This window comes from Ruegeria sp. BJ6, from assembly GCF_056537885.1.
In genome coordinates this window covers 1-18,660 of the sequence record NZ_JBQFSG010000008.1, presented here as the reverse complement: position 1 = coordinate 18,660, position 18,660 = coordinate 1, and the positions used below count along the sequence as shown (strand labels likewise).

The window sequence follows — 18,660 nt, the reverse complement described above, 5'->3', positions numbered from 1 at the left end:
AACTGAGGAGGAGAGAATGAAATCCAGAATCCTGGCGGCAACCGCCGCCCTTGGTCTGATGACTGCACCCGCTATGGCGGCAGGCACGCTCGTCTACTGTTCCGAAGGTTCACCCGAAGGGTTCGACCCGGCGCTGTTTACCGCCGGCACCACCTTCGACGCCTCGTCGCACCCCATCTACAACCGCCTGATGGAATTCGAGACCGGCACCACCAACGTGATCCCCGGCCTTGCTGAAAGTGTCGAAGCCAGCGATGACGGTCTGGAATACACCTTTACCCTGCGCAAGGGCGTCAAGTTCCATTCGAACGACGAATTCACACCGACCCGTGATTTCAACGCCGACGACGTGATCTTTACCTTTGAGCGTCAGCGCCTTGAGGACCACCCGTTCAACAAGGTCAACGGCGGCACATGGGAATACTTCAACGGTATGGGCATGCCGGATCTGGTGAAATCGGTTGAAAAGATCGACGATCACACCGTCAAGTTCACCCTCGCCACGCCCGAAGCACCGTTTGTTGCCAACATGGCAATGGACTTTGCCTCCATCCTGTCGGCGGAATACGCGCAGGCGATGATGGACGCAGGTACGCCTGAAAAGCTCAACACCGCTCCGATCGGCACCGGCCCGTTCGAAATGGTGGCGTATCAGAAGGACGCTGTGATCCGTTATCAGGCCAACGCCGACTACTGGAACGGCAAGGCGGATATCGACCAGCTGATCTTTGCGATCACCCCCGACGCATCTGTGCGCTATCAGAAGCTGAAGGCGGGCGAATGCCACATCATGCCGTATCCGAACCCGGCTGACATTCAGGCGATGAAGGACGATCCGGCCATCAACATGATGGAGCAGGAAGGTCTGAACGTCGGTTATCTGGCCTACAACACCACCATGGAACCCTTCGACAACCCGAAGGTCCGCAAGGCGCTGAACATGGCCATCGACAAGAATGCCATCATCGACGTGGTGTTCCAGGGTTCGGGTCAGGTCGCCAAGAACCCGATCCCGCCCACAATGTGGAGCTATAACGAAGCCATCGTGGACGATGCCTATGATCCCGAAGCAGCCAAGGCCGCTCTGGAAGCCGAAGGTGTTACCGATCTGAGCATGAAGATCTGGGCGATGCCGGTGCAGCGTCCGTACAACCCGAATGCGCGCCGCATGGCTGAACTGATCCAGGCGGACTTTGCCAAGGTCGGTGTCGATGTCGAGATCGTGTCCTACGAATGGGGCGAGTACCTGTCGCGCTCGAAAGAACTGAACCGTGACGGTGCCGTTCTGCTGGGCTGGACCGGTGACAATGGTGATCCGGACAACTTCCTTGCCGTTCTGCTGGGTTGCGACGGTGTCGAAGCTTCGAACCGCGCGCAGTGGTGTCACCAGCCGTTCGACGACGTGGTGAACAAGGCCAAGCAGTCGACCGATGTTGCCGAGCGCACCAAGCTGTACGAAGAGGCGCAGACCATCTTCAAGGATCAGGCACCTTGGGCCACCATCGCACACTCGGTCGTCTTCATGCCGATGCTGGAAAATGTGAAGGGCTACAAGGTCCACCCGCTGGGCGGTCACATCTTCTATGGCGTAAGCGTCGAATAATCACTTGAACCCGGACCGGGGCTGCTTTTGCAGCCCCGGTTCTTTTTGTCTGCGGAGACATGAATAAATGACTGACCGCCTAGCCGAATACCGCCAGGCCGCCCGCGATCTGTCGGTTGATGCCGTGGCGCTGGTGCCCGGGCCGAACTTTACCCGCGCCCTCGGCCAGAGTTTCATGAGCCATGAGCGTCCCTTTCTTGTGGTGGTCCCCACCGAAGGTGCCCCGGCAGCCATCGTTCCCAATCTGGAACTGGACAGTTGGGCCCTTGTTGGGTTTGAGGGCGCCGTATTCGATTGGCGCGACCAGACCGGCTATGCCGACGCTTTTGCCGCGCTGGCCGCGCATCTGCCGCTGAAACGGCTGGCCGTCGAGGGGCAGGTCATGCGCGTCTTTGTCCACCACGCGCTGATGCAGGCCTATGGTGACGTGCAGATCATTGATGCCGAACGTGAAATATCGGGCCTGCGCATGATCAAGACGGCCGAGGATGTGGCCGCGCTTGAGGCCGCAATCACCATTTCCGAGCGCGCCCTGCAACAGGTTCTGGATAATGTCCGGATCGGTCAGACCGAAAAACAGATCGAGGCCGCGCTGATCCATGCGCTTTTCGCCGAAGGCGCGGATGGCATGGCCTTTTCGCCCATCGTTGCAGCCGGTGAAAACTCGGCCCTGCCGCATGCCCATGCGCGCGACGATTACAAAATTCAGGCAGGGGATGCGCTGCTTTTCGATTTTGGCGCACGTAAACACGGATTTGCCGCCGATATCACCCGAACCGTCTTTGTCGGTGAGGTATCGGATGAAGGGCGCGCAGTGTATGACACCGTCCTTGCTGCCAACCTGAAAGGGATGGATGTTACCCGCGCGGGCGTCACCGCGCATCAGATCGACGATGCGGTGACCGGCGTGCTTGAGGCGTCGCCCTATGCCGACCGCATCCGTACCAAAACCGGCCACGGGCTGGGCCGGGACGTGCACGAAGCGCCCTATATCATGCGCGGCAATCACGCCGTGTTGCCAGCGGGCACGGTCTATACTAATGAGCCCGGCCTCTATGCGGTGGGCAAATTTGGTGTCAGGATCGAAGATGACGTGCTGATCACCGAAGATGGCTATCGCAGCCTGACAACCTTTCCAAAAGACCTCATGGTCGTGGGTCGCTGATGCTACGCTACTTGTTATCAAGACTGGGAACGTTCCTGCCGACATTCATCGGGGTGACGTTCATATCTTTCATGTTCATCCGGGTTCTGCCGGGCGATCCCATCATTGTCATGGCCGGTGAACGCGGCATGACCGAGGAACGCTATCAGGAGATGGTCGAGAAGCTGGGCTTCGACAAACCCGTCTGGCAGCAATACACCGACTACCTCTGGGGCGTCATGCATGGCGATCTAGGCGAAAGTTTTGTCACCAAAAAGCCGGTATGGGACGAGTTCTTCTCTCTGTTCCCGGCGACGCTGGAACTGTCTCTCTGCGCGATGATCTTTGCGGTGATGCTGGGCCTTCCTGCAGGCGTGATCGCGGCGGTGAACCGGGGCAAGTTCTTTGACAGGCTGCTGATGTCCTCGGCGCTTGTGGGATATTCCATGCCGATCTTCTGGTGGGCACTGCTGCTGATCATCGTCTTCTCGGGCAACCTTGGCTGGACGCCGGTGTCAGGGCGGATCGACCTGATCTATTGGTTCGATGACGTCACCGGCTTCATGCTGATCGACAGTTTGTTGTCGGGGCAGGCGGGCGCGTTCAAATCCGCCGTGCGGCACCTGATCCTGCCGACCATCGTTCTGGGGACCATCCCATTGGCGGTGATCGCACGACAGACACGCTCGGCCATGCTGGAAGTATTGGGCGAGGACTATATCCGTACCGCCCGCGCCAAGGGCCTCAGCCCCGCGCGGATCAATGGCCTGCATGCGTTGCGCAACGCGCTGATCCCGGTGATCACCGTGATCGGCCTGTCGGTCGGCACCTTGCTGGCCGGGGCTATTCTGACCGAGACGATCTTTAGCTGGCCGGGTATCGGCAAGTGGATGGTCGACAGTATTTTCCGCCGCGATTACCCGGTGGTGCAGGGTGGCCTGCTGCTGATTGCCACCATCGTGATGATCGTGAACCTCATCGTTGACGTGCTCTATGGCGTGATCAACCCCAAGATCAGGAAACGGTAATGGCGGATCAGGCAATTCAACCCCCCGCAACCACCCCCGCCCGCCCCAGCGCGCTGCGCGAGTTCTGGTATTACTTCCGCGAAAACCGTGGTGCCGTGATCGGTATGTGGTTCTTTGCGGCCTTCGTTCTGTGCGCCGCGCTGGCCCCATGGCTGGCTCCTTACGATCCGACCGAGCAATTCCGCGATCACATCCTGCAACCCCCGGCATGGGCCGAGGGCGGTAGCTGGCAGTTCCCGCTGGGGACTGACCCGCTGGGTCGGGATATGCTGTCGCGGCTGATTGCAGGATCGCGTTACTCGTTCTTTGTGGGCATCGTCGTTGTGACCGTTGCCGCCTCGGGCGGGATCATCATCGGCCTGCTGTCTGGCTTTGCGCCGAAATCCGTCGATACCCTGATCATGCGGATCATGGACATCATTCTGGCCTTCCCGTCATTGCTGCTGGCACTGGTGCTGGTGGCCATTCTTGGCCCCTCGCTGACCAATGCGATGATCGCCATCGCCATCGTGTTCCAGCCCCATTATGTGCGCCTGACTCGTGCACAGGTGCTGGCCGAACGGCAAAAGGACTATGTGACCTCGGCCAAGGTCGCGGGCGCCAAGCTGCCACGGCTGATGTTCATCACCGTTCTGCCCAATTGCCTTGCGCCGATCATCGTGCAGGGGGCGCTGTCGTTTTCGACTGCGATCCTCGATGCAGCCGCACTGGGCTTTCTCGGCATGGGGGCGCAACCGCCCACACCGGAATGGGGCACGATGCTGGCCGAGGCCCGCGAATTCATCCTGCGCGCATGGTGGGTGGTGACCTTCCCCGGCCTCGCCATCCTTGTGACCGTGCTGGCCATCAACCTGATGGGCGATGGTTTGCGCGACGCGCTCGACCCGAAACTCAAGCGGAGCTGATGACATGAGCCTGTTGCGCATCCGCAATCTTTCTGTCGATTTCGCCACCTCTTCGGGCCAGTTCCGGGCCGTGGACGGTGTGGACCTGACACTCGACAAACATGAAATCCTGGCCATCGTGGGCGAAAGCGGCTCGGGCAAATCCGTGTCGATGCTGGCGCTGATGGGCCTGTTGCCGTGGACGGCGACGATCACCGCCGACGAGATGACGTTTGAGGGGCTCGACCTGCGCGGCATGTCCGCCCGCGACCGCCGCAAAATCGTCGGCAAGGATCTGGCGATGATCTTTCAGGAGCCGATGTCCTCGCTCAACCCGTGCTTCACTGTCGGGTTCCAGATCAAGGAGGCGCTGCGCATCCATCTGGGTTTGGACCGCAAGGCGCGGCACAAGCGGGCGATCGAGCTGTTCGAACAGGTCGGCATCCCCGCGCCCGAGGGCCGTCTGAACGTGTTCCCGCACCAGATGTCCGGCGGTATGAACCAGCGGGTGATGATCGCCATGGCGATCGCCTGCCGCCCCAAACTGCTGATCGCGGATGAACCGACGACGGCGCTGGACGTGACCATTCAGGCGCAGATTCTCGATCTGCTGGTCTCGCTAAGGGATGAAACCGGCATGGGTCTGGTTCTGATCACCCATGATATGGGCGTGGTGGCCGAAACCGCCGAGCGCGTTCAGGTGCAATATGCAGGCCAGAAGGTCGAGGAACAGCCCGTCCGCGATCTGTTCCGTCACCCGCATCACCCTTACACCGCAGCCCTGCTGGCAGCGCTGCCGGAACGGGCAACATCAAAATTCCTGCCGTCGATCCCGGGCGTTGTTCCGGGTCAGTTCGACCGTCCGGCGGGCTGTCTGTTCGCACCGCGCTGTCAGTATGCCGATGAGAAATGCAATACCACGCCACCCGTGCCCAACGGGCCGGAACTTGGCCGCGCCCTGTGCCACTATGCCCTGACCGGCCAGAAGGAGACCGCCTGATGACCGCGCCAATCGTCAAAGCCGAAGGGCTTGCCCGGTTTTATGAGGTCAAGGAAGGGTTCCTGTCCAAAGCCAAGACCGTCCGGGCACTTGCCGGGGTGGATTTCGAACTCGAAGCGGGCAAGACACTTGCCATCGTGGGTGAATCCGGGTGTGGCAAGTCCACGCTGGCCCGCCTAGTCACCATGATCGAGGAGCCCACCGCCGGGCGGCTGTCCATCGACGGCAAGGAAGTGACCCCCGCCGCATGGTCCAGCCTTCGCGAGGCCGTGCAGATCGTGTTTCAGAACCCCTATGGCTCACTTAACCCGCGCCAGAAAATCGGCACCATCCTGATGGAGCCGCTGGTCATCAACCGCCCCGATATCACTGCCGAAGACCGCGAGGCGAAGGCGCGCGAGATGATGACGCTGGTGGGTTTGCGACCGGAACATTTCGACCGCTTCCCTCACATGTTCTCAGGCGGGCAGCGGCAGCGGATCGCGATTGCCCGGGCCCTGATGCTGGACCCGCGCATTCTGGTGCTGGACGAGCCCGTCTCGGCGCTGGACGTGTCGATCCAAAGTCAGATTTTGAACCTGCTGGTCGAACTGCAGGACAGGCTGAACCTTGCCTATCTGTTCATCTCTCATGACCTGTCAGTGGTGAAACATTTTGCCGATGACGTGATCGTCATGTATCTGGGCCGCGCCGTCGAAAAGGCCAGCAAGGAAGATCTGTTTGCCGCGCCCAAACATCCCTATTCCAAGGCGCTGCTGTCCACGACACCGCGGGCGGACCCCGAGGCGAAAAAAGACCGCATCAAGCTGGAAGGTGAACTGCCATCCCCGATGAACGTCCCCCCCGGCTGTGCATTTGCGCCGCGCTGCTGGAAGGCGACCGAGGAATGCCGGAAGCAAGCGCCGCAGATGGAGGGCGAGACGCACCAGGCGGCGTGTTTTCACCCACTTTAGCGGGTTGTGTCTAGTCGGCTGACTGTTTCTTGATGTGAACGGCCAGCGATGTCTTGGCACCGGTGATATGGGCCGCCGTCAGATCGGCGGCGGCTTCGGCGTCTCCGCGTTCGCAGGCCTCTAGAATGCCCAGATGTTCGCGGTTCGCCCTTTCCATCCCGTCGCTCAGGATTAGTTGCGCGCGCAGATAGCGATCGATCCGGTCCATCGAATTGTCGATCACGCTCAGATGATAGTTCAGGTTGCTGGCGCCATAGAGGGTCTCGTGAAACTTGCGGTTCAGATCGCCGTATTCCATGGGGTCCTCGGCCGCACTGAACTGAACCAGATATTCGCGCGCTTCTTCCAGAACGGCTTTGGTCATGTTCGGAACCGCCTTGCGGATCACCTGCGCCTCGACCAGCGCCCGGAAATCGAAAATCTCGCTGGCTTCATCCAGTGACAACCCCGCCACGATTGCGCCGCGATAGCGTTCGGTTTTCACCAATCCCTGCTGTTCCAGCATGGTGATGGCCTCGCGCACGGGGATGCGGCTGGTGTTGAACATACGGGCAATTTCATCCTGACGCAGCGGATCGCCATCGCTCAGCTCGCCTTCGATGATCGCCTTGCGGATGGCGTTGAAGATGATGGTGGCAGCGGATTCGATCTTGCCTATGTCGACGGTCTGGAGTTTTGGCATCGTTCGGACGTGTTGTGAGTGTGTTCGGGTTGAACCTACACCGTCCGGCGCATCAATCAAAAACAATATTGGATATAATATATTTCAGTCTCAATTTGATCCGGAAATGCTTAAAATACAGGCAATTCCAATACCCGGTCCCGGCATTCCCGCCAATGGGAATGCCGCAGGTTCGGAATTTTCGGTAACAAAAAAGCGTAAGGTTACCGCTTTTTGAACGCATCCATCAGCGCCGCCCCCAGCGCACCGGTATCGTTGGTCTTGGGCTGTCCGGAATTGCCCTGACTTTTTACCTTGGCAGGTCCCCGGCTTTTCGGCGCACTTCGGGGGCCGCGATCCTCGCGCTTTTGCGTGGCACCATCCTTGCGCATGGTCAGCCCAATCCGTTTGCGGGGCACGTCCACCTCGACCACGCGCACCTTGACCACCTGACCGGTCTTGACCACTTCATGCGGGTCCTTGACGAACCGGTCGGCCAACTGGCTGACATGGACCAGACCGTCCTGATGCACGCCAATATCCACAAACGCGCCAAAGGCGGCCACGTTGGTCACTGTACCTTCCAGCATCATGCCGGGTTTCAGGTCGGTGATCTCTTCCACACCATCCGTGAAGGACGCGGTGACAAAGCTCGGGCGGGGGTCGCGCCCCGGCTTTTCCAGTTCGGACAGGATGTCTCTCACGGTGGGCAGGCCGAACGTGTCGTCCACGAACTGCTCGGCCCGCAACCCTTTCAGCGCGCCATCATGCCCCATGATCTGCCTGATATCGCGTCCGCAGGCCTTTACGATGCGGCGGGCAACATCATAGGCCTCGGGGTGGACCGAGGAGGCATCCAGCGGCTCCGCCCCGTCACGGATGCGCAGGAAGCCCGCGCATTGCTCAAAGGCGCGCGGCCCAAGTCTGGCAACCTTCGACAGCTCCTTGCGGGACCGGAAAGCGCCGTTCAGATCGCGGTGCATGACGATCGCCTCGGCCAAGCCCGGCCCAAGCCCCGAGACATGGGACAACAGCGGTGCCGACGCCATGTTCAGATCAACGCCCACGGCATTAACCACATCTTCGATGACCGCCTCCAGAGACTGGGACAGGCGGTGCTGGTCCACGTCATGCTGATACTGGCCGACGCCGATGCTTTTGGGTTCGATCTTGACCAGTTCCGCCAGCGGGTCCTGCAGGCGGCGGGCAATCGACACCGCGCCACGTAGGGACACGTCCAGATCGGGAAATTCGCGCGCCGCCAGTTCGGATGCGGAATAGACCGAGGCGCCCGCCTCGGACACCACCACCTTGGTTGGGGCCTTCATTGATCCGGGCAACAGTTTCAGCGTATCCGTCACCAGCCTCTCGGTCTCGCGGCTGGCGGTGCCGTTGCCGATGGCGATCAGTTCGATCTTGTGCTCGGCGATCAGCTTCAGGATCGTCGCCTGCGCGCCGCGCAGATCGTTCTTGGGTTGGAACGGATACAGCGTGTCGGTGGCAACCAGTTTGCCGGTTGCGTCCACGACGGCCGCTTTCACGCCGGTCCGGATGCCCGGGTCCAGACCCAGCGTCGCGCGGGCCCCGGCAGGGGCGGCAAACAGCAGGTCCTTGAGGTTGCGGGCAAAGACCTGAATCGCCTCTTCCTGCGCGCGGGTGCGCAGATCGGCCATCAGTTCCACCATCATCGACAACGACAGCTTGACCCGCCAGGTCCATCCCGCCACCTTGCGCAGCCATTTGTCACCCGGCCCATCGCCCCGCGTCTGCAGATGCGAAGCGACCATCGCCTCGGCCCGCGCGGCGCCCGTTTCCGGCTCTGGCGCGATATCCAATGTCACCACACCCTCTTTCGAAGCGCGAAGCATCGCCAGCGCCCGGTGCGACGGGGCCTTGGCCCAAAGCTCGGAATGATCGAAATAGTCGCTGAACTTGGCGCCTTCCTGTTCCTTGCCCTCGACAACCTTCGATGTCAGCACCGCCTCGCGCTGCATAAAGCTGCGCAATTCGCCCAGCAGGGCCGCGTTCTCGCATAGCCGTTCGGTTATGATGTCACGCGCACCGTTCAGCGCATCCTTTGTGGTGGCCACCGCCTCGGTGACATAGGCACCGGCCAGCGCCTCGGGATCGGCATTGCGGTCGGCAAGTATCGCATCGGCCAGCGGCTCCAGTCCGTTTTCCCGCGCGATCATAGCCTTGGTGCGGCGCTTGGGCTTGTAGGGCAGATAGATATCCTCAAGCTGCGCCTTGGTTTCGGCCTTTGCGATGGATGTGGTCAGATCGTCGGTCAGCTTGCCCTGATCCCGGATCGAATTCAGGATCGTCTCGCGCCGTGCCTCTAGCTCGCGCAGATAGGACAGCCGTTCGGCCAGGGTTCGCAACTGACTGTCATCCAGCCCGCCCGTCACCTCTTTGCGATAGCGGGCGACAAATGGCACGGTCGCCCCTTCGTCCAACAATCTGACCGCAGCGCCGACCTGTTCCGGGCGGGCGCTGATTTCCGTGGCGATGGTGCGGGCGATACGGTCCAAAGGGGCCTCCTGGATTGGTTGGAAGCACTTCTTAGCCAGCCGTCAGACCGAGGGGAAGGGGGCACCCGGTCCTTTGGCCAATATTGCGAACGGGCCGTTCCGTGGTGAAGTTCTGCAATGGTTGTACTCTGAACAGCGAGTATTCGTCATTGTTGTATCCAGTGATTCGGCGCGGATTGTCGCCGAACTGTCACAAATGGCACCGATCAATGTGATATCTGGTGTTGCCCGCCGCATTGGGCTACTGTAAGAGCCCGGTCAAATGACAAGCCTGTGAAGGCGTTTACGAACGAACAGAGATACTTCCAAACATGATTATCTGGCTGGTTTCCTACCCACGTAGCGGCAATACACTCACTAGATCGGTGTTCAATCACTATTTCAACCTCGGCAGCCTGTCGATCCATGGTGACAGGGCCGACATCGCCTCGAATCCCGAGCTTGGAAAACTGGTTGGACATATCGACGGCGACGCAAATTCGATCGACCTTGAGGCGTTGCGCAGGGATGAAAAGCCATATCTCATCAAGACGCACAATGTCCCTGACGAGATGACACAGGCAGAAGACACCTATGTCCACATCGTGCGCGATGGACGGGATTCCTCGCTGTCTTACCTCAAATATAATCACAACGTCGCCAAACGGGCGCATGTTACGCTGTCGGATGTTGTTTCCGGCCGTGTTGCCTTTGGCAGCTGGGGGCGTCACACGCTGAGTTGGGCGCAGGCGAACCCGGAAAAGTACAAACTTTTCAAGTTTGAGGAAATCGTTGCGGATATTCCCGGATTTGCCCAGCAGCTTTCTGAACTTATGGGCCTGCCCGCAAATACCGAGCCCTTCCCGGACATTGAAAAATTCCAGACTGCCGCGCGGTCAGGATTTGTCGGTGCTGGCCGGACAGGGAACTGGCAAAAAGAGTTCTCGGATGTCGAGGCCGCCCTATTCGATTTGTACAACGGTCCCGCCATGCGACTGATGGGATACGGCGAACCTGAACCCAGCCCGGCTGAATTGAATGCCTATTCCGCGTTCTGCACCGACATCCAGTCCATGCGATCGGAACTGGAAACCGCCAAGGAACTGCTAGAGAAGCACAAGCCCGGGAAAAAAGGCGAGCAGCACATGCTCAGGCTGGAAGCCGAAGTGAAAGAGCTCAGGGAAAAGGTATCTTACCTCGAGCCAAAGGCGCGCAAGCGCAATCGCCGGATCAACCGGTTGAAATCTTTGGTCGGTATTCGCAAACACAGACTGCCCTGGGAAGAGTGATCTGCGGGTTATCCGCTGATCATATGCCAACAGCCGTGACGGCAAGGATTGGGTTTCGGACCGAGAGATATGCAGATAAACCTTGAACTGTTTTTCTTTTACCACAACGACGCTTCCCGTTCGTCGATACAGGCGCTGGACGACGTACGCGGTTGCCACCTGGTGGATCTGAACGACTGCGCTCTTCCCGAAACGCTGGATCGCTTTGCATCTGACTATCCGAATCTGGACGCAATTCTTTCGGAATATACCGGGCATATGTCGGTTGTTCCGACAGCGGGGCAGGTCGGCCTTTTCAACTATTCTCTGTTCGACAAGTTTTCATACCGGTGGGCGATGGCCACCGGTAATGTTCGGGTTTTTCTTCCCCGGATACCCCAACGCGGATTGCTGCAGCATCCGTTCGCCGGACAGACATTATCCTATATCGAAGCGACGCCGGGTCATCACCTTTGGTATTACCTTGAAGAAGCGGAAGCCCCGGATGACGTGATCGGGTTTCTGAAAGCCAGATACCCGGTTGCTGATACGGCCCGTGTTCCGCTCAAGGGCAGCTATGTTTTGGACAAGGATGTCTTTCTGGATTACCAGAGCTGGCTTAAGCGGGAACTTCCGGTTTTGCTGGATGCACTCAAAGAGGTTCGGGGCGGCCCAGTCAGCCGGTTTTCCGAATCCCGTCTCGGTGACGATGCCCGTACCAGGCTGCAGCAGAACCGCCACATTGTTGGCGGCGCGTGCGAACGCATTGCCGGATGGTACCTGGCGCAACACTACAAGTCGAAAACCATGGTGCGCGTCGGTAATTCGCTCCGGCGGCAAAGCCAGTCTCTTTTGGACGCAGCGCAGAGCGCGGCGGATGACAATGGCAATGTCGTGCTTGTCTTCTGCAACAGCAGTTATCGCCCGATACTGGATAACTGGCTTTGCAACGCGGAAGGAACGGGCGATCAGCCACTGGTCATCTGCGCGCTGGACGAAGAACTGGCAGCAGATATGGCAGATGCCGGTTTCAATACGTGTCACGTACCGTGGTCGGGCAACCTGTCCGAGCTTTGGCGGTTGCGTCTCAGGGTGATCCGCGAGCTGTTGGCGGCGGGCTACAATGTGATCCATTCGGACGCGGATGCGGTCTGGAAGCAGGACCCGATTTCGATTGTGGATGACATTGACGCGGACATCGTTGCGTCGCAAGGCACGGTCTGGCCACGCACCACGCTGGCGGCATGGGGGCATGTGCTGTGTTTCGGATTTATCGGCTTCCGGGCAACACCTGCGACGCTGAATGTGATCGACCAGCTGGTTGCCGCCGCCGAAGATCCGGAAATCAGGTTCGATGACCAAAAGGCGCTCAACGAATTGCTGACCGAGATCGGGATGGAATGGGATGCACCTGATGGCGGCTATCAGCTGCACCTCAATGACACCCCGTTCGTGTGCCACGATCAATCCATTCTGGGCCGCGGAGTTCTTGAGGATGGAACGCCCATTCGCGTCGGATTGCTGCCGCACCGGCAGGTTCAGCGCCTGCCGAATGAGGTCGAAAACCCCGCTGACCGGATCGTTGCGCATCCTTTTGCCGAAAAGACTGCTGGCGATACGGAAAAGGTGCTGCGGGATCAAGACTGCTGGGTGATGCCCGAACCCAAGCAAACCGCCGTTGCACGATAACTGCGTCGTTTGAGCGGAAAAGCTCGCACGTGATCACGACCGTCCGTCGTGTCGTGCAGCGTGGCATGGGGCGAAATCGCCTAATCCGGCAAGTCGCCTATTAGCGGCCCGAAGCATCGGGCCGCCCCACAAAACCCGGCCCGCAAATAAAATTGCGATGTAACTCCTTTGAATGCTTGGGTCAGTATCGGCTTTTTGGCGCGCGTCGCGTTTGAAACCTGTACATCCCCTTTGCAAAGGGCTAGACACCGCCCCTTGTCGGCCGAGATCTGGAAAATGATCGCCGTCGGCCGCTTGATAACCAGCTTAAATAGGAAATGGTCGTGAAGAAAACTCTGGCAGAAGCGCTGGACCTGCGCGGATATACGTCACTTACTGCAGTGCAGGAGGCCGTGACCGATCCAGATGTTGACGGCAAGGACCTATTGGTTTCAGCCCAGACCGGTTCAGGCAAAACCATTGGGTTTGGACTGGCGATCGCGTCCGGTATTCTGGGTGAAGGTGAACACTTTGAACAGGCCGGGGCGCCGTTGGCCTTGATTATTGCCCCGACGCGTGAACTGGCCTTGCAGGTCAAACGCGAATTGGCCTGGCTGTATGAACAGGCCGGAGCCATCGTCGCCTCGACCGTTGGTGGCATGGACATGCGGGATGAGCGTCGGGCGCTTGCGCGCGGCGCGCATATCGTTGTCGCTACGCCTGGACGTCTGCGCGATCATATCATGCGGGAATCCATCAACCTGAAAGCGCTCAGGGCTGTTGTGCTGGACGAAGCTGATGAAATGCTGGATCTGGGTTTTCGTGAGGACCTTGAATTCATCCTCGAGAACGCTCCGGCGCAGCGCCAGACGTTGTTGTTCTCGGCCACGGTGCCGCCTGCAATCGCGAAGATGGCAAAAAGCTATCAACGGGATGCCCTTCGCATCTCGACAAGCAGTGGCACAACCCAACATGCCGACATCGACTATCGCGCCTTTCGAGTGTCAGGCCGTGATGGCGAAAACGCCATCATCAATGTGCTGCGCTTTTACGAGGCTCCGAATGCCATCGTGTTCTGTAATACGCGGGCGATGGTGAACCGCCTGACGACCCGGTTATCCAATCGTGGATTGTCGGTTGTAGCGCTGTCCGGTGAGCTGTCCCAGAATGAACGTACCCACGCATTGCAGGCGATGCGGGATGGTCGCGCCCGGATTTGCGTAGCCACGGATGTCGCGGCGCGCGGCATCGATCTGCCGAACCTCGATCTGGTGATCCACGCGGAATTGCCGACCAATCAGGAAACGCTTTTGCACCGGTCCGGGCGAACCGGCCGTGCCGGACGCAAGGGCGTCAGCGCCATGATCGTGCCGCCCAATACCCGTAAGAAAGCCGAACGTTTGCTGGGCTGGGCAAAGGTAACAGCCGAGTGGTCCGACGCCCCAAGTGCCGAGGCAGTGGCCGCCAAGGACGAAGAACGGATGCTGGCCAGTCCCGACTGGCTTGAACCGGTCGCCGAGACAGACCGCGCGCTCGTGGACAAGTTGGTCGCAGGTTTTACACCGGATCAGATCGCTGCCGCATATCTTCGGCAATACCGCGAAAAGCACTCGGCCCCCGAAGAATTGGCGGATGTCAGCGAAGCCCATAAACCGCGCGAGGCTTTTGGCCCGAGTGTCTGGTTCTCACTGGCGGGTGGCCGGTCTGCCGGTGCGGAACCAAGGCGCCTGCTGCCGATGTTGTGCAAGCTGGGTAACCTTTCCCGCGACGATATCGGCGCTATTCGCATCCAGCCCGAGGACTCACTGATTGAACTGCGCGAAACTGCGGTTGCGCGTTTTCTTGCGGCTGTCGGACCATCGATGGCGCTGGAGGGCGGTGCAGCGCTGACGCAATTATCGACACCACCCAAATTTGACAAATCACCCCGCAAACCGACCAACAAGATGCGCCCATCTGTGGCCGATGGTGCTCCAGCGTCGTCAAAGGGCAAAAAGCCGAGGGCGGCAGATTCAATCGACCGCAAAGATGATCCGGTTGTGCAGGTGGCCAAGCCCAAACCCGCAAAACCGAAACAGTCGAAACAGCCAAAGGCAAAGGGCACGCGAGCGGGCGAGGGGGGCGCCAGCAAGTCACCCAAGCCCCGCCATTCCGGTGACAAAAAACCGAAAACGTCTGACGGGCAGCAGCGCCGCCCAGGGCCCAAACCTCCGGTGGGAAAACCGTCCAGCAAAAAGAACCGCGCCCGCAGATTGGCGGCCGGGAAAATGGGTGGGTCAGAATACCCGAGCCGAAAGCCGCGCAGCAAATCGTGAACTCTGGCCTTATTCAGTTGCCCGGCAAGTGAATCAGCTCAGGTTGTGGGGTCCAAATGCCGGTCCCAATCGACATTGGATCTGCTGTGACAGGTGCCACCGAATCTGAAGTGCCGGGTAGGATCAGCCCGATTGATGCGCTTGGCTCAACCGGGCTGATGGCAGGGTTCAAAGGCACTCGGCCAGCGTTTTGGCTATGGCCCGGATGACTTGCGGATACAGGGTTGCACCGGTCTCAAACTCTGCCCCCAGCGGATCGACCACGCCGGTATTCGCATCCGTTCCATCCAGTACAACTTCGACGATGCCGGGGTTGAACTGCGGTTCGGCGAGGACGCAATTCACACCCTCGTTGCGAATGCGATCTTGAATCTTGGCGATGCGGGCCGGGCTCGGGTCGGATGCATCGCTCAGGGCAATCGCACCCGAGGCCGGAAAGTCGAACGCACCCTCAAAATACTGATAGGCGTCATGAAACACCACAAAGCTGCCACCGCGAACGGGCTCCAGCATTTCGGCCACTTTGGCGGATAGCGCCTCCATCTCGGTGCGGGCCGCTGTGGCGTTGGCGAAATAGGCACCCGCATTGTCCGGATCGATCGACGAAAGCTGAGCGGCGATCACGTTCAGCCAAATCCCGGCGTTTTCAGGTGAAAGCCATGCATGGGGATCATGCGCGCCATGGCCGTGATCATCGTGATCGTCATGGCCTTCATGCTCTTCATGGTCGTGATCGCCACCTTCGGCATGTTCCTCGTGTTCGTCTTCATGCGCATGTTCTTCGTCATGGGCATGATCATCATGATCCTCGTCTTCGGCGTGCGCTTCGTCACCGTGATCATCATGATCTTCGTCTTCAGCGTGCGCGTCGTCTCCGTGGTCATCGTGATCACCGTGGTCATGTGCTTCGAACAGAGCGCTCTTGCGGGACTCCAGAAGGATGGTGCCGTCAGCCTCCAGCAAGCTCACGACGGTTGCGCGGTCCGCGAGGGTTTCAACGGCGCCTTCCATCCAAGGTGTCAGGTCTTCGCCCATCCAGAACACAAGGTTCGCCTCTTGCAGCGCGGCTGCCTCGGACGGGCGCAGATTGTATTCATGCGGCGATGCACCCGGTGGCACGATCAGGTCAGGTTCGCCAACACCGTCCATCACTCGTGCGACCAGAGAATGTATTGGCGCAATATCGACCGCGACATTCGGGACCTCGGCAATTGCCGTGCTGCCTATCAGCGCAGCAGTAATCGAAACTGGAAGGAGCTTTCTGGACATCAGGCCCTCTGTGTGATTTTATAACGTTACGAGCGCTATAGATGATATGGAATAACATGACAAGCGAGATGCCACCCGTTCCCGCAGATGAATCGGGCCTTGTTGGGTTCCACAAACATGACCACGAAAACTGTGTCGAATCCGGCCTGTCCAATGCCGAGAAACGATGCAGTGAGGAAGGCCTGCGCCTGACCCCGGTTCGGCGCAAGGTGCTTGAGATGTTGCTTCAGGAACACCGGGCGCTTGGCGCTTACGCCATTCTTGACCGCCTGCGCGAGGAAGGGTTCGGATCGCAGCCGCCAGTGGCCTATCGCGCGCTTGATTTTCTTGTCGACAATGGGTTCGTACACAAGATCGAGCGGTTGAACGCGTTTGTCGCCTGTTCCCATCCCGGTGCCGTGCATTCGCCCGCCTTCATGATTTGCCGGAAATGCGATATGGTGGCAGAGGCACAGACGGCCCCCGCCAAAAGTTTACTCGGCGCTGCGGCGCGTGCTGCGGGTTTCGAGATTGAGCGAACGGTTGTAGAAGCCGAGGGAATCTGCCCGGACTGCACCGAAAAGGCCTAGAAATGACTCTTGTTACTGTCGAAGATCTTAGCGTGCGCTATGGTGCCAACACGGTTTTGCGCCATGTGAACATGACGGTCGAGCCGGGTGAAATCGTGACCATTGTCGGGCCTAATGGTTCGGGCAAGACCAGTCTGTTGCGAGCCATCATCGGCGCGACCCCGCTTTCGGCAGGACAGGTGACACATAAGCCGGGGCTAAAAATCGGGTATGTGCCGCAAAAGCTGCATATCGATCCGACGATGCCGATCACGGTGGAACGTTTCATGCGTCTGACCTCCCGTGTGTCGCGGCAAAGCAGCATGGACGCGCTTAAAGCGGCCGGTGTGCCGGATCTGTTGAAATCCCAGATGTCGCAACTCTCTGGCGGGCAGTTCCAGCGTGTGCTGCTGGCCCGCGCCCTGATTAATCGGCCGGACATCCTGTTGTTGGATGAAGCGACGCAAGGTCTGGATCAACGGGGTTCTGCGGCGTTCTATCAGCAGATCGAGGAGGTCCGTCGCGAAACCGGGTGTGCCGTGCTGATGATCAGCCACGAGTTGCATGTGGTCATGAGTGCCTCTGACCGGGTCATTTGCCTAAACGGTCATGTCTGTTGCGAAGGCTCGCCTGCTGTCGTTGCTTCGGCTCCGGAATACCGGGCTTTGTTTGGAACAGGTACCGGTGGTGCGCTTGCCCTTTATCGACACGAGCATGATCACCATCATGACCACAATGATAACATTCAGGAAGCCGCGGAATAATGCTGGATGATTTTATGACGCGAGCAACACTCGCAGGTGTTGGCGTGGCCTTCGCAGCCGCTCCGCTGGGGTGTTTTGTCGTCTGGCGTCGCATGGCCTATTTCGGAGACGCAACAGCACATGCCGCAATCCTCGGTGTCGCGCTGTCACTCACGTTTCAGATGTCGGTTTTTCCGGGTGCGCTGGCGGTTGCGCTTTTGATGGCGTTGACGGTGACATTTCTGGCGGGTCGTGGTTACGCGATGGATACGCTGTTGGGGGTTTTGGCGCATTCTGCCCTTGCGTTCGGTCTGGTTGCGGTTTCGTTCCTGTCCGGCGTGCGTATCGACCTGATGGCCTATCTTTTTGGTGATATTCTGGCCGTGTCGCGTACTGATCTGGCGGTGATCTGGGGCGGCGCTGCGCTGGTCGTTGCATTGATCGCCTGGCGCTGGTCCCAGCTTCTGACCGCAACACTCAACGAAGAGCTGGCGTATGCAAGCGGCTTTGACCCCAAGCGGGAACAGTTGATCCTGACCCTGTCCCTCGCTGTCACTGTCGCAGTTGCGATCAAGGTTGTTGGCGTGCTTTTGATCGCCGCCATGTTGATCATTCCGGCCGCCGCCGCGCGAAGTCTGGCCCGGTCACCGGAATCGATGGCATTGATTGCTGCGGCGATCGGAACCGTATCGGCCGTCGCCGGGTTGCGAGGGGCATATGTTTTTGACACGCCCGCAGGTCCCTCTATTGTTTGCGTCGCCGCAATCTTGTTTGCGTGTTTCAGCCTTGTTGGATGGCGAACCCGACAAGGGGTATGAGCATTTCGTGCGGCGGATGAGTTCTGGGCGCATCCGCTTGAAGCCACGCTGACCGTTACCTGCTGACCACCAGATTCTATCGCTGCGCCACAGATCGCGCATTGCTCTGAAATCGACAGGTTTACACCGTCATGCAAGGGGATCAGGCACCCTTGGGTGCCGGTTTCCCAAGCATATGAAATTGCCTTTGAATTTGGGTTTACCTACCCGTTTTGGTGGTGTGAGTTGCGGTATACGGTGGTATCCTT

The 18,660-nt window shown here is 59.2% G+C and carries 15 protein-coding genes; 12 read left to right on the top strand and 3 right to left on the bottom strand.

Annotation, left to right across the window (positions count from 1 at the left end):
• Window positions 1–16: 16 nt before the first annotated feature.
• The 6 genes from ACR0D6_RS15905 to ACR0D6_RS15880 all read left to right on the top strand — a co-directional run bounded on the left by ACR0D6_RS15905 (window position 17) and on the right by ACR0D6_RS15880 (window position 6,612).
• Complete coding sequence (locus tag ACR0D6_RS15905; RefSeq protein ID WP_170656395.1) at window positions 17–1,603, top strand: ABC transporter substrate-binding protein; 1,587 nt, start codon at window positions 17–19, stop codon at window positions 1,601–1,603.
• Window positions 1,604–1,670: 67 nt separating this feature from the next.
• Window positions 1,671–2,768 carry a M24 family metallopeptidase gene (locus tag ACR0D6_RS15900; protein ID WP_480766196.1) on the top strand — a complete coding sequence of 366 codons (1,098 nt, stop codon included), beginning with the start codon at window positions 1,671–1,673 and terminating at the stop codon, window positions 2,766–2,768.
• Window positions 2,768–3,775: an ABC transporter permease subunit gene (locus ACR0D6_RS15895; protein WP_170656391.1), complete on the top strand. Its 1,008-nt coding sequence runs from the start codon at window positions 2,768–2,770 to the stop codon at window positions 3,773–3,775. Before ACR0D6_RS15900 ends, ACR0D6_RS15895 begins: the two co-directional genes overlap by 1 nt.
• Window positions 3,775–4,680, top strand: a complete 906-nt coding sequence (locus ACR0D6_RS15890; RefSeq protein ID WP_170656389.1) for an ABC transporter permease subunit — start codon at window positions 3,775–3,777, stop codon at window positions 4,678–4,680. Before ACR0D6_RS15895 ends, ACR0D6_RS15890 begins: the two co-directional genes overlap by 1 nt.
• Window positions 4,681–4,684: 4 nt before the next feature.
• Window positions 4,685–5,659: an ABC transporter ATP-binding protein gene (locus ACR0D6_RS15885; RefSeq protein ID WP_480452023.1), complete on the top strand. Its 975-nt coding sequence runs from the start codon at window positions 4,685–4,687 to the stop codon at window positions 5,657–5,659.
• Window positions 5,659–6,612, top strand: coding sequence for a dipeptide ABC transporter ATP-binding protein (locus ACR0D6_RS15880; RefSeq protein WP_480766195.1), 954 nt, complete (start codon window positions 5,659–5,661; stop codon window positions 6,610–6,612). Before ACR0D6_RS15885 ends, ACR0D6_RS15880 begins: the two co-directional genes overlap by 1 nt.
• A gap of 10 nt (window positions 6,613–6,622) precedes the next feature.
• Here ACR0D6_RS15880 and ACR0D6_RS15875 read toward each other — a convergent pair whose 3' ends face one another.
• Window positions 6,623–7,294: a GntR family transcriptional regulator gene (locus tag ACR0D6_RS15875; RefSeq protein ID WP_170656383.1), complete on the bottom strand. Its 672-nt coding sequence runs from the start codon at window positions 7,292–7,294 to the stop codon at window positions 6,623–6,625.
• Window positions 7,295–7,497: 203 nt separating this feature from the next.
• Entirely contained in the window at window positions 7,498–9,804 is a 2,307-nt protein-coding gene (locus ACR0D6_RS15870; protein WP_480766194.1) for a Tex family protein, read from the bottom strand.
• 311 nt (window positions 9,805–10,115) lie between these two features.
• On the opposite strand from ACR0D6_RS15870, the gene ACR0D6_RS15865 reads away from it, so the two are divergent.
• From ACR0D6_RS15865 to ACR0D6_RS15855, 3 genes are all read left to right on the top strand, one after another.
• A complete protein-coding gene (locus tag ACR0D6_RS15865) occupies window positions 10,116–11,072 on the top strand; it encodes a sulfotransferase domain-containing protein (RefSeq protein ID WP_170656379.1) in 957 nt (318 codons plus the stop codon).
• 69 nt (window positions 11,073–11,141) lie between these two features.
• Window positions 11,142–12,740: a putative nucleotide-diphospho-sugar transferase gene (locus ACR0D6_RS15860; RefSeq protein ID WP_480766193.1), complete on the top strand. Its 1,599-nt coding sequence runs from the start codon at window positions 11,142–11,144 to the stop codon at window positions 12,738–12,740.
• Between the two features lie 323 nt (window positions 12,741–13,063).
• Window positions 13,064–15,034, top strand: a complete 1,971-nt coding sequence (locus ACR0D6_RS15855; RefSeq protein ID WP_480766192.1) for a DEAD/DEAH box helicase — start codon at window positions 13,064–13,066, stop codon at window positions 15,032–15,034.
• Window positions 15,035–15,202: 168 nt separating this feature from the next.
• Here the strand turns inward: ACR0D6_RS15855 and ACR0D6_RS15850 are convergent, their stop codons facing one another.
• Entirely contained in the window at window positions 15,203–16,303 is a 1,101-nt protein-coding gene (locus tag ACR0D6_RS15850) for a zinc ABC transporter substrate-binding protein (RefSeq protein WP_480766191.1), read from the bottom strand.
• Between the two features lie 68 nt (window positions 16,304–16,371).
• Here ACR0D6_RS15850 and ACR0D6_RS15845 point away from each other — a divergent pair, with 68 nt between their 5' ends.
• From ACR0D6_RS15845 to ACR0D6_RS15835, 3 genes are read left to right on the top strand one after another with little or no spacing between them, the layout of a single operon-like run.
• Window positions 16,372–16,872: a transcriptional repressor gene (locus ACR0D6_RS15845; RefSeq protein WP_480766190.1), complete on the top strand. Its 501-nt coding sequence runs from the start codon at window positions 16,372–16,374 to the stop codon at window positions 16,870–16,872.
• Between the two features lie 2 nt (window positions 16,873–16,874).
• Window positions 16,875–17,615, top strand: coding sequence for a metal ABC transporter ATP-binding protein (locus ACR0D6_RS15840; RefSeq protein WP_480766189.1), 741 nt, complete (start codon window positions 16,875–16,877; stop codon window positions 17,613–17,615).
• Window positions 17,615–18,412 carry a metal ABC transporter permease gene (locus tag ACR0D6_RS15835; RefSeq protein WP_480730551.1) on the top strand — a complete coding sequence of 266 codons (798 nt, stop codon included), beginning with the start codon at window positions 17,615–17,617 and terminating at the stop codon, window positions 18,410–18,412. Before ACR0D6_RS15840 ends, ACR0D6_RS15835 begins: the two co-directional genes overlap by 1 nt.
• The last annotated feature ends 248 nt before the right edge of the window (window positions 18,413–18,660 follow it).

Excerpts from the sequence above, each read along its gene's own strand:
- ACR0D6_RS15850 (WP_480766191.1), bottom strand. The coding sequence starts at position 16,303 with ATGTCCAGAAAGCTCCTTCCAGTTTCGATTACTGCTGCGCTGATAGGC.
- ACR0D6_RS15895 (WP_170656391.1), top strand. The coding sequence starts at position 2,768 with ATGCTACGCTACTTGTTATCAAGACTGGGAACGTTCCTGCCGACATTC.
- ACR0D6_RS15905 (WP_170656395.1), top strand. The coding sequence starts at position 17 with ATGAAATCCAGAATCCTGGCGGCAACCGCCGCCCTTGGTCTGATGACT.
- ACR0D6_RS15875 (WP_170656383.1), bottom strand. The coding sequence starts at position 7,294 with ATGCCAAAACTCCAGACCGTCGACATAGGCAAGATCGAATCCGCTGCC.
- ACR0D6_RS15840 (WP_480766189.1), top strand. The coding sequence starts at position 16,875 with ATGACTCTTGTTACTGTCGAAGATCTTAGCGTGCGCTATGGTGCCAAC.
- ACR0D6_RS15885 (WP_480452023.1), top strand. The coding sequence starts at position 4,685 with ATGAGCCTGTTGCGCATCCGCAATCTTTCTGTCGATTTCGCCACCTCT.
- ACR0D6_RS15880 (WP_480766195.1), top strand. The coding sequence starts at position 5,659 with ATGACCGCGCCAATCGTCAAAGCCGAAGGGCTTGCCCGGTTTTATGAG.
- ACR0D6_RS15845 (WP_480766190.1), top strand. The coding sequence starts at position 16,372 with ATGCCACCCGTTCCCGCAGATGAATCGGGCCTTGTTGGGTTCCACAAA.
- ACR0D6_RS15860 (WP_480766193.1), top strand. The coding sequence starts at position 11,142 with ATGCAGATAAACCTTGAACTGTTTTTCTTTTACCACAACGACGCTTCC.
- ACR0D6_RS15890 (WP_170656389.1), top strand. The coding sequence starts at position 3,775 with ATGGCGGATCAGGCAATTCAACCCCCCGCAACCACCCCCGCCCGCCCC.
- ACR0D6_RS15835 (WP_480730551.1), top strand. The coding sequence starts at position 17,615 with ATGCTGGATGATTTTATGACGCGAGCAACACTCGCAGGTGTTGGCGTG.
- ACR0D6_RS15900 (WP_480766196.1), top strand. The coding sequence starts at position 1,671 with ATGACTGACCGCCTAGCCGAATACCGCCAGGCCGCCCGCGATCTGTCG.
- ACR0D6_RS15865 (WP_170656379.1), top strand. The coding sequence starts at position 10,116 with ATGATTATCTGGCTGGTTTCCTACCCACGTAGCGGCAATACACTCACT.